The sequence below is a fragment of the Rummeliibacillus sp. TYF005 genome, from assembly GCF_003844195.1.
Lineage (GTDB): Bacteria > Bacillota > Bacilli > Bacillales_A > Planococcaceae > Rummeliibacillus.
In genome coordinates this window covers 1-14,291 of sequence record NZ_ML122598.1, presented here as the reverse complement: position 1 = coordinate 14,291, position 14,291 = coordinate 1, and the positions used below count along the sequence as shown (strand labels likewise).

Annotated in this window: 11 protein-coding genes; all 11 read left to right on the top strand. The window is 33.2% G+C overall.

The window, feature by feature from the left end:
- Positions 1-436 precede the first annotated feature (436 nt).
- Positions 437-733, top strand: coding sequence for a WXG100 family type VII secretion target (locus CW357_RS16820; protein ID WP_119417128.1), 297 nt, complete (start codon positions 437-439; stop codon positions 731-733).
- A 148-nt stretch (positions 734-881) separates the two neighbouring features.
- Positions 882-4,256: a type VII secretion protein EsaA gene (gene esaA, locus CW357_RS16815; protein ID WP_124218645.1), complete on the top strand. Its 3,375-nt coding sequence runs from the start codon at positions 882-884 to the stop codon at positions 4,254-4,256.
- Positions 4,246-4,719 (top strand): type VII secretion protein EssA, encoded by a 474-nt coding sequence (gene essA, locus CW357_RS16810; RefSeq protein WP_124218644.1) that lies wholly within the window; start codon positions 4,246-4,248, stop codon positions 4,717-4,719. The genes esaA and essA overlap by 11 nt, the downstream gene beginning before the upstream one ends.
- Positions 4,712-4,963 carry an EsaB/YukD family protein gene (locus tag CW357_RS16805; RefSeq protein ID WP_119417125.1) on the top strand — a complete coding sequence of 84 codons (252 nt, stop codon included), beginning with the start codon at positions 4,712-4,714 and terminating at the stop codon, positions 4,961-4,963. Before essA ends, CW357_RS16805 begins: the two co-directional genes overlap by 8 nt.
- A gap of 14 nt (positions 4,964-4,977) precedes the next feature.
- Complete coding sequence (gene essB, locus CW357_RS16800; protein ID WP_124218643.1) at positions 4,978-6,270, top strand: type VII secretion protein EssB; 1,293 nt, start codon at positions 4,978-4,980, stop codon at positions 6,268-6,270.
- 11 nt (positions 6,271-6,281) lie between these two features.
- Entirely contained in the window at positions 6,282-10,745 is a 4,464-nt protein-coding gene (gene essC, locus CW357_RS16795) for a type VII secretion protein EssC (RefSeq protein WP_124218642.1), read from the top strand.
- Positions 10,746-11,147, top strand: coding sequence for a hypothetical protein (locus CW357_RS16790; RefSeq protein ID WP_119417122.1), 402 nt, complete (start codon positions 10,746-10,748; stop codon positions 11,145-11,147).
- A gap of 1 nt (position 11,148) precedes the next feature.
- On the top strand, positions 11,149-11,454 hold the full coding sequence (locus tag CW357_RS16785; RefSeq protein ID WP_158582413.1) for a WXG100 family type VII secretion target: 306 nt from the start codon (positions 11,149-11,151) through the stop codon (positions 11,452-11,454).
- Complete coding sequence (locus CW357_RS16780) at positions 11,451-12,119, top strand: DUF5081 family protein (RefSeq protein ID WP_119417120.1); 669 nt, start codon at positions 11,451-11,453, stop codon at positions 12,117-12,119. The genes CW357_RS16785 and CW357_RS16780 overlap by 4 nt, the downstream gene beginning before the upstream one ends.
- On the top strand, positions 12,116-12,427 hold the full coding sequence (locus tag CW357_RS16775) for a hypothetical protein (protein ID WP_119417119.1): 312 nt from the start codon (positions 12,116-12,118) through the stop codon (positions 12,425-12,427). The genes CW357_RS16780 and CW357_RS16775 overlap by 4 nt, the downstream gene beginning before the upstream one ends.
- A complete protein-coding gene (locus CW357_RS16770; RefSeq protein ID WP_124218641.1) occupies positions 12,424-14,262 on the top strand; it encodes a polymorphic toxin type 15 domain-containing protein in 1,839 nt (612 codons plus the stop codon). The genes CW357_RS16775 and CW357_RS16770 overlap by 4 nt, the downstream gene beginning before the upstream one ends.
- Positions 14,263-14,291: the final 29 nt, after the last annotated feature.

Here is a 14,291-nt window from a genome sequence, read left to right as displayed (position 1 = left end):
TTCTATTTACACAAAATATTTTATACTCTCGGTATTTTAAATGTGATTTGTAAAAAATAGTCTAATAGTAGGTAAAAACTTCAAGGAAAATAATTAAAATGGTCCTGTTGAATTTTGTGAAAAAAGACAAAGGAAAATATAATCCTTTAAAACATGACTTTTGAAATGCTATTTTTGTAAGAAAATTTCTTTAATAAATCTCCCTGTTTCCAAAAAAGGTACTTTTGGGCAATTATTAGAATCATTATAATTTTTATGTGTATATGCTTAATATAACTAGATTTTTACAAATAACAGAAATTATCTCATATTCGAGATTATTATTATACCAAAATATCAAGAATTGACCTTTATAGTTCATTTCACATAAACTTTGTTCGTAAGAAAGTTCCAATGTATTAAAAATAACTTTTAAAATGTAGAGGAGATGGTAATCATGGCAGGACAAATTCGTATGACACCAGAACAACTTAGAAATGATGCGAAAAGATATGGTACAAGTAGTGCGCAAATTGAAGCAATATTAACAGATTTATCTAATTTACAAGATAAATTTCGATCAGAATGGGAAGGTAAAGCATTTGAACAATTTGATGTTCAATTTGAACAATTAAGACCAAAAGTACAACAATTTTCAAAATTATTAGAAGAAATCCAGGGACAACTTCAAACTACTGCAAATGCTGTTGAACAACATGATCTTGAGCTTTCTAGAAACTTTGGGTTACAATAAGTCATTTAGTTTATTCAACGAAGGTTCACAGTCAACACCTTGAAACTCTAGAAACTAGTAAACCTTCTAATATACTTAGAGTAACTTTAGGACCGTTGAATTTACGACGGTCCTATTTTTATAAAAGAAGAACAAATGAGGTGTAGAAATGACTAAAAAAAATAAGTTACCACTTTTTATAGCTCTGGTATTACTTCTTGCAGCAACTATTTCATACATATCTTTTAACTCTGCAACAAAGGAAAAAACAGAAAAAGCAGACTTCAAGATGGATGTTGCTGTCGTTAATCTTGATGAGTCAGTGAACTACAATGGAAAAGAATATAACTTTGGAGACGAATTTAAAAAAAGTTTAGAAAATAATGATAATCATCGATTTCATATAGTAGATGCTGCTGAAGCAGATAGTGGAATTGCCGATAAACGGTATAATATGGCCATTACGATTCCAAATGATTTTACCAAAAAGGCACTTTCAATAGATGATGTATCACCTGAACCTATTAATCTTTTTTATAAATTAAATGAATCAGATAATGAAATAACAAAAGCTCAAGCTCAGAAAATTTCAGGAGACTTATTAAACACTTTCAATCAAAAAGTCATTGATGTTTTCTTTGCAAGTGTTATTGGAAATTTACAATCTGCACAGAAGAACCTAAGTAATATTGTAAAAAAGCAAGATCAATTAGCTGCAAACTATGCATCCAACATCTATGAACCTTTGTATGACTATTCAAGTAATCTAAAAAAAGTAAATGACAGTACTAGTTATACCAAAGATACTTTCAGTGGACTTAACAAAGATTTGAACAATTTCTCAAAGGATGCTCAAAGCAGTCTAGAAGGTGCAACTTCAGTCGATCATACAATGAAAATGATGCAAGAATATCTTTCAGCAGGAAATGACAGTTTTAATAATCTTTTAAGTATTATTGATGAAAATAGTACAGCAGTTGATGCGAATAATGCGGAAGAAACTATACAAATGATGAAAGACCAACAACTTCTATTAAGTAAAAAGCTTGATGAAGACACTACACTTCTAACAACAGAAATTCAAACAAATTTAACAACAACAAACGAGAGCATTTCTCAATATACTACATCATTAAATAATCAAATAAATAATACTATTTCAACAGAAGTCTCTGAATTAGTTACAGATTCTTTAAATGATTCTTTGTCTAATTCAAAGAACAAAGCCAAAATTAATACATTATTACTAGTTCCAAAAAGTAATATTGAAAAGAATATATTACAAACAATCGACCAATTACCATCTTTAGATGAACAACAACTTAGTAATGTAGAAGTATCTCAAACTACAAGGGAGCAATTATCAAAAATTATTTCCGCAGCAAAAAAATATGCGAACGAGATGAATCACCCGGTTTCAACTAGTGGACAATTTTCAATTCAATATTACATTCAGCAGATGAAACAACAACTTATGTATGAAGGTACGATTTTAACAGATGAAGTCAAAATATCAGCTCAAGAAGCAGGAGATAGAACATTTTCCATAAATGCTCCAACTGGTTTTGTGACGAAGAATATTGTATTGACATTACCGAACGGAACGGATTTTACTGTACAACCTGGAACAATCGAATTACCAGCTTTGCCGAAAGGAAAAATTAGGGTGTCCGCAACATTTTCTTTAGTTGATCCAAGTACAGACATTTTGGCACCTGTAAAATGGAGTTGGACATTAGGTAGGCATTACGAAGAAACAGCCCTTTCTAATAATTTGATTACCAAGGTTTCTATCCCAACAAATTCAGTTATTTTAAATGATGAACAGCAAAATTTAGAGACTAAGGAAACCACTGAAGAAAACCAAGCTCAACAAGACGGAAATGAAGTAGATAAAAAAGAAGAAATAGTAAACAACAAAGAAGACTCGATCGAAGAGGAGACTCAAACAACAGAAAATTCAAAACAAAATACTACAAAATCTCCAGGAAAAGATGCTAAAGCAAAAATAAAAACAAATGAAATTGAAAAGTCATCGGATTCTTCACAAAAAGAAATTACTGTAACAAATGATACGATTCATCATGAAATTGAAACAACACTTGCAACAAAAGATGACATTCCAAATCAAGTTGCTGTTTCTATTTGGAACTATCAACGTTTACAGGCTTTATTTAATTTGTATTTTAATATTGATGTGACAAATCCAGATCAATTTGCTCAGCTTAGCAATAGTACTTTTGAAAAAATAGGAAGTAAGCAACCAGATTCTCTTTATTATGCACTTTCTAATAAAGGGATGAAGGAATTTATCATTTCAATCATTAAACAAACTTTGGTTGATGATATAACGTCTAAGCTTGCAAAAGATATGGGCAATATTAATGATCAGGTAAATAAATACAATGAAGAGTTAAATGAAATAATAGATAGATTTCCAACATTACTGCAACAAATTGATGAAGCAATAATTTCTGCACAACAACAAAATGATGAACTTGATTTACTTTTACCTGCAGCTGAACAGTGGAGAGAAGCAAGTAATAATCTTGTACTTTCGGGTACAGAAATGAGTGACATTAACAATTTATCAGGGCAAGTTAGTATTGATTTGCAGGATGGCATCGGGGATTTATTGGCAGCAAGTAGTTCTGTTGCTGATCGAGCTGAAATAGCTAATTCACAAGCAGATTCTGTTTATGATTCATTCGACAATATATATCAAACTGCAGAACAAGTGAAAAATGGTAGTTCCATGATTACAACTAAAGCAGATAAGTTAGCTGATGATTTAATCAAGAAAGTTTCAAATGATAACGATTATGCGATGAATTTCAGAAATGTATTAGCAAACAGTAAAATAGGAAATAAGCAAAATGAAGCATTATATGACTTCTTATCAAATCCAATCAGTATGGAAAAATCTTCCGTAGAAAATGTTCGTGATACGCGTACTACTTTTTATCTAATCGTTATAGCATCATTCCTTGCTTTATTTACAGCATATGTAATGTCAAGTTTTAAACAATTCACATTCAAAAAGACTGATTTTGAGAATAGCGAAGAGCAAGGCTTGGTTCGAAGTAATTTACCTATTCTTCTCTTTACAACAGCAGTTGCAATAATTGAAGGATTAATAGTAGGTACATTATCTTTAACAGTTAATAAATTTATATCTGTTTCACCCGTAATTTGGATAGTCATTATAACTTTGTTAATGACGCTATTAGTCCTTTTTACAACTTACTTACTTCGTCAATTGAAAATGATAGGTATGTTCCTGATTTTACTGATCATCAGTATGTATATCTTCTTTACCGAAGCACTTGGATTTGACTTTGAACGTTCACATATTATTCAACAATTTTCTAGGTGGTCACCATTACATTATTTAGAAGTTAGTATTTCCAATGTTTTAAATAACGCTAACGGTAGTTTTATAACAATTGCTTTCATGGCAATTGCGACTATATTAGTCTTTGCTTTGAATTTATTTGTCATAAGATTTTCACAAAAGAAAGAAGAGACTGTTTATGAAGCATAAATGGTTGTGTGTCTCTATTTTAACAGGGTCGATAATTCTATCAAATACAACTGTTCTAGCTGAAGAAGATAATGGACAACTCAATATTGATATCAATCGTATTAATGAAGATAAAACAAAAGTTGATACAACTGATAACAATGTAGTAGAAACAGAGGATTTATTTACTGATGAAAGTGCTCAATTAGAAAATTATATTAAACAAACCAAAAAGAAAGAAGAGAACAGTACATTAAACTCACTCTTTCAAAAAGATTTCATGAATCAAGAAATTGAATTATCAACAAATCAATTATTTCAAGAAAAAATAAGTGTAAGTAATATCCAGTTGGAAGAAGAAAAGAAGGAGAGTCAGATGAATCGCTGGCTCTTTTTCACAATTCTTTTCACCATAATTACAGGGTTATGCTTTGGCATATTCTTTTTACAGAAAAAGCTAAATGTAGGTGAATCAAATGAATAATCATGTACGAGTTACAATCGATTTTTCTAAAAGAGGAGGACGGACTTACGATATAGCCATCTCAAAGAAAATGACAGTTAAACAGTTATTAATCGCTTTAGAAAACAATTTACATGAAGAGATAGATATGAATAGTATCATAAAAATTCCTTTAAAAAGGATAACACTTCAACCTGAAGATCAATTATTAGATTGTTTCATTTCGAATGGAGAGTTACTAATCATTGATGGAGAACAAGATTAAAAGGGGAATTTGCAATGGAAAAAAAACTCAAACTAGAAGACATCGAATTCGAAGTAAGAAAGCAAGATGAGTTGCTAGTATTATCTATACCACGAGCCGAGACTTCTTTAAGAACAGAACAAGAACTGACGCTATTAAATCAGGACACAAGCTATTTCTTACATTCAGATGTAAAAATAGATGGTGAAAATATAGAATTTCAATATTATTTAGCCGGCTTTAAATCATTTAGTTCGATTAATCAGTTAGAGCGGGCGGAGCAACTTAGACTACTACATAATGTTGGACGATTCTTTAAACTAATCGATGGACGTTCTACCATTGTATTACATCCTGATAATTTAGTGTTCGATATTAATCTCATGCCGTTTATGGTTTATCGCGGTATAAAAAATGTTCTTCCACCACTAAAAAATGCTCAAGATGATTTCTTAAAAGCATATAAATGTTTAGTAATTTCAACATTTTCAAATGAGTTTCAATTTATAGACTTAATGAATGGTTCATTAGCACGTGCTAACACAACTGCATTTGAATTAGCTGTTCAAAATACTGAAAATATAGAACAACTTGAAGTATTATTGATGGAATATTACCAAAAAGAGCATCAGAAGTCTGTGAAAAAGTTTCAAAAGGTTGCGAAGAATCAATTTAAAGGATTTAAGATTGCGACTCTATCATTGTCTATTGTTTGTATTATTCTTTTATCTTTGGTCCTATATGCTTTCAGTTCTAAAATACCAATTGAAGAATTATACAACGAGGCCAATGCTTCGTATATCAATGAAAATTATTTAGATGTCAAAGAATTATTAAAGGATCAAGATCTTGACCAATTACCAAAGAGTATTAAAAAAATATATGCAATTTCAAGTGTGAAAACAACTGGTTTATTTGAAACGCAAAAAGCAAATGCGATTAATTCAATCTCTACAATATCTGACGAGCGAATATTAAATTATTGGATAAAAATTGCACGCAATGACTTCAGTGGAAGTTTAAAACTTGCTCAAAGTTTAGATGTGAATGATTTAAGAAAATATAGTTTGAGTCTTTACGAAAACCAATTAAAGAAAAATACAACAATGGAACAAGAAAAAAAGAATGCAAAATTAAAAGAAATTGAGAGTGAATTAAAAGAAATTGAAGATGAAGAAAGAGCTGCAAAAGAAGCAGCAGAATCAGAAGCTCAAAAGTTATTAGAAGAAAAACAGAAACAGCAGCAATTAGCAGAACAACAAAAAGCTGATGCAGAGAAAAAACAAAAAGAACAAAAGAAAAAGCAAGAAAAAAAGAATGAAGAGTAGGGGGCGATGAAATGCATTATATCTTAACAGTAGTTGAAGAAAATCATTTTCATCGCTACGAATTTAATCCAAATCAGCAAGAAAAAATTACGATTAGCTCGTACATAAAAGCTACGATTACAATCCCATCTATGGACAATAATCTAATTTGTCTATGGGATGGTAAACAATTAATGGTTAATGATGAACAGTTGAATACAAACCAAAAAAAAGCTGTCGCCAATGTAACATTAACGTTTTTAGAAGTAGAGAATACGTGTTATGACCTTTTAGGTGTTACACATTGGACTCTTGGGAATGAAGTGGAAGATACCATTATTGTAAAAGGAAATACTCCCGTAAAAATCATTATCAATAAAGTAAACCAACATGAATATTCTTATTTTACTGTTGAAGGTCATCTATTTGTTAATAACAAATCAATGCTACAAGGAAGCTTCCAAGATGGAGATTTGCTTTCTATCCAAAATATCATACTTTCTATCAATAATGATCTATTGACAGTTGCAAGTCCAGTCGATGGTTGTCATGTACAATTACAAGAAATACCATTCAAAACATTGGAATTTAAAAATACGTATCATCGTTCACCAAGGGTTCGATACCATCAACCAGATGAGGATAAATTGATTGCTACACCACCTTCAAGGCCTACCAAGCCTAGTGAACAATTAGGTCGAATTATTGTTCCACCATTAGTGATGTTGGCTGCAATGTTATTGGTCTCTATTTTTAGGCCAACTGGAATCTACATTATAGTGATGCTATCAATGACAGTCGTAACAGTTATCTATGCAATCACGGCATACATTCGAAATGTAAAAAAGTACAAAAAAGATATGGAAAATCGTGATGTTAAATATAATGCGTATCTATTGGAAAAATCAAAAGAATTATATGAAGTACAAGAAGAACAATTTAAAGCACTTGGATATCATTATCCAAAGATACTTAACCTTGTAGAATTGTTGCGGAAGCATTCTGCAAGAATGTATGAAAAAACGCCTTTTCATAATGATTTCTTATTTTATCGCTTAGGTAAAGGAACAATTGATGCAAGTTATCCTATCAAATTAAATGTAGAGGAATTCACATTAGAAGAGGATCCCTTAATGGAGAAAGCAATACAGATAGAACAGCAGTATAACCATATACAGGATGCTCCAATTATTGCAGATTTGATGAATGGAGCAGTGGGTTATATAGGAAAACGTCCACTTGTTTTGCAACAACTAAAACAAATGATTGCACAATTAGCTTTTTTCCATAGTTACCATGAAGTTCAATTTGTGATGGTTTTTAAGGAGCAAGAAAAATCCTTATGGGAATGGATGCGTTGGCTACCACATGCCAGTCTACAATCTATCAATGTTCGCTCATTTGTCTACCACGAACGTTCAAAAGAACAAGTTATGAATTCACTTTATCAAATGCTTAAAGAAAGAAAACTACAAATAGAAAAGAAAAATGCAAGAGAATTGAATGTATTTATACCGCAAATTGTTCTTGTAATTACAGATGAAACGATTATTTTAGATCATACCATAATGGAACTGCTACAAGAAGATTGCAGAAATTTAGGAGTATCTGTGATTTATGTACAAGATGTTTTGGAATCCTTACCTGAGCACATTTCAACTGTTATTCGGATAAAAGATTCAACAACAGGGGAACTCTTTATCCAAAATGGCGAATTGAAAAAGCAATTATTTGAGTTGGAATCAGTTGTTTCTGATGATTTACTCGAAGAACTAGCTAGAAGATTAGCTGCCTATGAGCATTTGCAAAATCTCGAAAACCGTATACCTGAAAGTATTACGTATATGGAAATGTATGGCGTTTCAACGGTGCAAGAATTGAAAATAGCATCGAGATGGCAAAATCATAAACCATATAAAAGTCTTGCTGTACCACTCGGTTTGAGAGGAAAAGAAGATATCGTCTATTTAAACTTGCATGAAAAAGCACATGGACCTCATGGTTTAGTTGCCGGCACAACAGGATCAGGAAAATCAGAAATCATTCAATCGTATATTCTATCATTAGCTACAAACTTCCATCCATATGATATTGGCTTCCTTTTAATCGACTACAAGGGTGGAGGAATGGCAAATCTATTCAAAGATTTACCTCATTTACTGGGGGCCATTACAAATTTAGATGGAGCACAATCTTTGCGTGCATTAGCTTCTATAAAAGCAGAACTTAGAAGAAGACAACAAATATTTGGAGAAAATGACATAAATCATATTCATCAATATCAAAAGCTTTACGAAGACCATAAAGTGCAAGAACCTATGCCAGAACTTTTTATTATTTCTGATGAGTTTGCTGAGTTAAAAGCAGAACAACCAGATTTTATGAAAGAGCTTGTGTCAACAGCACGAATTGGTCGATCTCTTGGTATACATTTAATCCTTGCAACGCAAAAACCTAGTGGAGTCGTAGATGATCAAATCTGGTCAAACTCAAAATTTAAGTTGGCATTAAAAGTGCAAAATGAAAGTGATTCGAATGAAGTTCTAAAAACAAAAGACGCCGCAGATATTACACAACCCGGTCGAGCTTATCTACAAGTAGGTAACAATGAAGTGTACGAACTTTTCCAAAGTGCTTGGAGTGGAGCAATCTATAAAGGAAATCAAACAGTTGAGGATGTTGAAGACTTTACCATTTACACCATTAATGAGTTGGGCCAATTTGAAGTTTTAACCGAAGACTTAAGTGGCCTTTCTCAAAAAGTCACCGCAAAACAACAAGTAACAGAACTTGAAGCGGTTATAGAGGAAATTCATGAAACAGCAGTATCTCAAAAAATCCAGTCAATTCCAAGACCTTGGTTGCCACCACTTAAAGAACGAATAAATCGATTCGAACTAAAATCGCAACCTAGAAAGAACAATCATTTAATAGCTCAAATTGGTATGTTGGATTTACCACATGAGCAATTGCAAACACCGTACACCATTGATTTTATAAAGGATGGACATTTAGCAATTTTTGCAAGCCCTGGTTATGGGAAAAGTACGATGCTCCAAACGATTGCTATGCAAATTGCAGATTATTATACACCGGAAGAAGTACATTTTTATTTACTTGATTTTGGTACAAACGGTTTACTACCATTACGCAAACTTCCGCATGTAGCGGATATGATTCGTTTAGATGAGGAACAAAAACTTCAAAAATGGATGAAACGTATAAATGGACTGATAAAAACTCGTAAAAAGTTATTGAGTCAATATGGTGTCGCTTCAGCTGCTATGTATAAAGAACTAACACATAAACCATTACCTGATATCGTCATTTTCATAGATGTAATGGATGCGGCAAATGAATCCTCATTAAAAGATGGATTTGATGAATTAATGACGAAAATTGCACGGGATGGTGTAGGACTAGGTATTTTCCTTGTTATGACAGCAAGTAGACAACTAGCCATTCGAACACCAATTCTTATTAACATTAAAACACAAATTGTGTTATACATGATTGATCAATCAGAAAGCAGAAGCATCATGGGAAAATCAGATGTAACAATTGAAGAAAATCCAGGTCGCGCCTTGATCAAGTTAGATGAAGTAGTTCTAATGCAAGTAGCAATGCCGGCAGAAGGGGAAGATGATTTACAATTATCTGAAAATCTGCGCAACAATATTGAAGAAATTAGCCGCAACTGGAATGGTACAAAACCTGCTTCTATTCCAATGGTACCAGAACGTGTGACAGAAGAATTTTTCTTAGAATTATCGTCAGTTAAAACGGCATACGCAGAAGATAAAATGCCATTTGCTGTTGATCTGGAAAATGTAGAAGCAGTATCTCTAGATTTTAGTATCCAACAACATCTAATAGTCATAGCTGATACAGAAAGAAGATTTATGCAGGGATATGAAGCTATTTTAAATTCTATGGAAAGATCAACGTTCAATCCACAGCTACTCATCGTCGATCAAGTAACTGCTTTGTATAGCTCACTTCAAACATATAAAGCACAATATATTCAACAAATTGAAGATACAACAGGTTTAATCGAACAGGTGTTAGAAGCAATGCATGCTCGACAACAATCTTTTGTTGAACAAAAGGAAGATGGTATTTCTTCATTACGTGAATTTACAAAGCAATTGAGTCCAATTGTTGTGTTATTTACTGATATGGAAGCCATTAATAGTCAGTTGTCTTCTACCTCACAAACGCAGCTAGCTAAAGTAATTTCAGATGGAGCACCATATGGTATCCATTTCATCTTTGGTATGAAGAGCCAAATGTCACGAAGTTATGATGAAGTTTCAACAGCATTGAAAAAATTGAATACAGCTATTTCAATGGTACGTTTAAATGATCAAAGTGTGATAGAAGTTCAAAGACCATATCGTGAAAAAGAATTAAATGCATATGAGGCTTATATGATTCAAGGTAATCATACGGAAAAAGTGAAAATCTTATCAGTGTTGCAAGTGGAGGTGATCTAAATGGCTTGGGAAGATTTGAACATCTTCAATTGGGGGTTAAGTAATTATGAAATTAAGGCCAAAAACTATCGTCAGCTATCTCGAGCATTGTCAAACGACAAAGAAAGCTTGCAGGATAGGATCGATGACATTGAAAAATCAACGAATGCTTATAAGCAAGAACATCCTAATTTGAGTGATGTTGGATTTCCAGCTGAATTATATAAAACAAAACAAACGCTTGTTGATCAAAAAATGGAACAATTAATGGACGATTTAAAGAATGAAAAAATTAGTTACACAACTGCCATTACTATTGCCAACGAACGGGCTGGATATTATCAACGTCTAGCAGATGAGGAAAGACGTAGAGAAGCAGAGGCAAGAGCCAGAGAACGAGAAAAAGCTGCAAAGGGGAAATGATATGTCTCAAAATGTTGAAATCACCGGAAGTAGTTTAAATAAAGCAATCGAGCAAGCCAAAATTATAAATCGTTCTTTATTGGATGCACATGCAAGTGCAGAAGGATTTAAAAGTACATTAAGTAATTCACAATGGTCGGGTAAAGCAAAAGATGAATTTCAGGCATTTTTAGACATTCTTATTCAATACCATTTTGATCTGTGTGACGCTGCAGATAAAAACTTAAAAGCATTAGAAAATCTAAAGAAGCATATGGATCAACTTATGAATGAACACATAGTCAATGAGGTGGAGGGAATCGGATGACAGCATTATATACAGCTGAAGAATTACTATTATTAGCTTCAGCATTTAAATGTCAAATGTTATTTGGACTCCCCGATCGACAATTGCTTGTGATGAGACATCCACAAGGCTTTGACGAGGCGAAGCAAAGTCTTATTGATAAGGAAATTATGACTGTTGACGGAAACTTAACAACTAACGGAGGCATGGTCATTCAACTTCTAGAGCAATATGCTATAAGCAATCGTTATATCCGATTAGATAATCTCATGACAGGCTTTGGAACAAACAATCATCTGATCACTATTAAATGGCGTGAAGATGGAAAATTTCAATTATATGTGCATCAAGATATAGCCTTTTTAAAAAGAATTATGGAAGGATATCCACTTTTTAACCGAGAACCATTACCGGAAGATACAACCTATTTGAAAAAAATCATTAGGCAAAATGACGTCGAAGAATATTTTGAACAAGAAAAATCAACTGTACAACTAGAATGTTTTAAGATTGACTATGAGAAAAAAACAACATCTATAGAACAATGGATTTTCTTTGAAAATAACGGAAAACTTCAAGGAATCGATGTCAACCAAGAAAACACCTATCAACTAAGTCAATATTTCCTTGTAAAGAAAATTTATGATTTCTATCGTTTTCCTTATAAGGAGGCGGATTTACGATGACTCAAGAAATAAAAATGAATGTAGAAGAGATGATTTCATTTATCCAATACATTCAAAAAATTATAACTGAGCTTGAAGATAAGATGAAACCAGCGATTGAAGCCTTAAATGATATTAACTTTTATCAACAAGGAAAAGCGAAAAAAATAATGGGGACATATGACGAAGCCAATAGTCGAATGCTTGAGTTAAACAATTTATATAGTCGTGCTTTTTCAATAGTCAACGATATTATGAACAGTATGATTGAAGAAGATCAGGCATTAGCAACGGAGATAGCTAAAGGATTGGGGCTGATGGATGAGTGAAGCTTCTGTATGAAGATGAAAAATGGAAGAAAATCGCCTCTGCATTAGAAAATGTCAATGAAGCCCATAAGTATGACAATAAATATGAAGATGCAGATGAATTATTCGAAGATTCAAAAGGCGAAATTGCTGAAAAAGATGTTGATGGTGCCATCTCTTTTAATCCTAAAACCTATCAACCAGAAGCAAAACCGATTCGTCAAAACTATAAAAAACTCTATAATTATGCCAAAGGAATTGGTAAAATTATAGACGAAAAGGTAGATACACCCTTTTATGAGGCAATCGATGAATACATTCAAAAGATGACTGATTTAAATGTCACTGCGTATCAAACAGCCAATACGATTAACGTCCAGGAAGGTTCCTTATTCTCAGGTGCAAAAGATAAAATTACTCTAAACGACTTATACGATGTTGATACAACATATTCTGCTAACCTCAAAAAAGAGTACGAGGCTTGGAAACTTCAAAATCCTAGTGAAACAGCATCGGAAGAAGATTATCGTACAGCCGCACTAAACAGCGGCGCATTCGAATACGAAGGAATCCGAGCGGGACAAGAGAAAAAAGAATTTTGGTTTAACCTGATTGCAACAGGTGTGGTAGTCGGTTTGGCTATAGTTTGTCCTCCAGCAGGCTTAGCCGCAGGGGTTATTTATACGACCATCGACGCGGTAGGAGCAGTCAAAGGAGAAGACCTCATTTCAGGCAGAAAACTGTCCGATGAAGAAAGAATGATGCGCGGTGCATTTGCGATAGTACCTGGTGCCGGTGGACTAGCGGCAAAGTCATTACTAAAGCACATGCCAGCCCTAGGAACGGTAATGAAAACAGTCTCTAAAACAATGGATGATGCCGTCAAACCAATTAAAACCACAGTGGATAACCTGACTATAACGGGAAAGCAAGCCGTAAAAACAACGGTGGCAAAAACACAACAACAGGCATTGAAAGCTACGGATAGTGTAAAATCGGTCAAACAATCAATGGAAACGTCGTTTAACAAAACATTAGAACACGCCAAACAACTTGGAAAAGCTCATATAGACCAACTGAAATTTGCCCTGACTCATCCTATTATTGCCACAGTGACATCAAAAGAAGGACAAAAGAGCATTCGAGGAACTGCTAAATTTATTGATAACGTATTCCGTCCAGTTGAAGTAAGAACCGTACAAACCACAACAGGTAACAAGGTATTTGCAGGTTTTGAACGAGGCGAATCGTCTGGTAAACTAACAGAGAAAGCTGAAAATTATATAGCCATAAAACAGGCGGAGAAGGATGCTATAAAGGAATCTAAGGGTACGGGTAATACAAAAAAGCATTTAGATGATGTACCTAGAATAAAAGAAATTGAAGTGAATTTTAATAGAAATGTAAAACATGATTCAGAAGAGTTTGCTAGACAATTAAAAGACCAAGAAAAAGGAATGAATGAGTTAACGGTTGATGAGTATCTAAAAAATAGAGAAAGATATATTGCTGAGGGCCGAGCGTTAGAAGGTAATGTTGCTCAACAAACCGCTCGAGAAGAAGCATTTTCTGATAAGCTTGCAGAACTTATGGCTAACGGAAAATCGTTTGATGAAGCAGAAAAAGAAGCTAAAGAATGGCTGAATACCCAAGCAGCACTTCATAATCCAGATCAAATTGCAGGTGGAAAACCAGATAAAATTGGTGGAATGGGGCATAAGGGCATTAATTCTTCAATTGGTTCCCAATGGAGATATAGAATTGATGTTGTTGATGAACAAATAAGAGAAATGGCAAGAAGTATGACACCTGGGCAATTAAAAAACACTTATTTGAATGTAAAACTGACACACTAGCCCAGGGGTGAAATGTCAATCATAAAAAT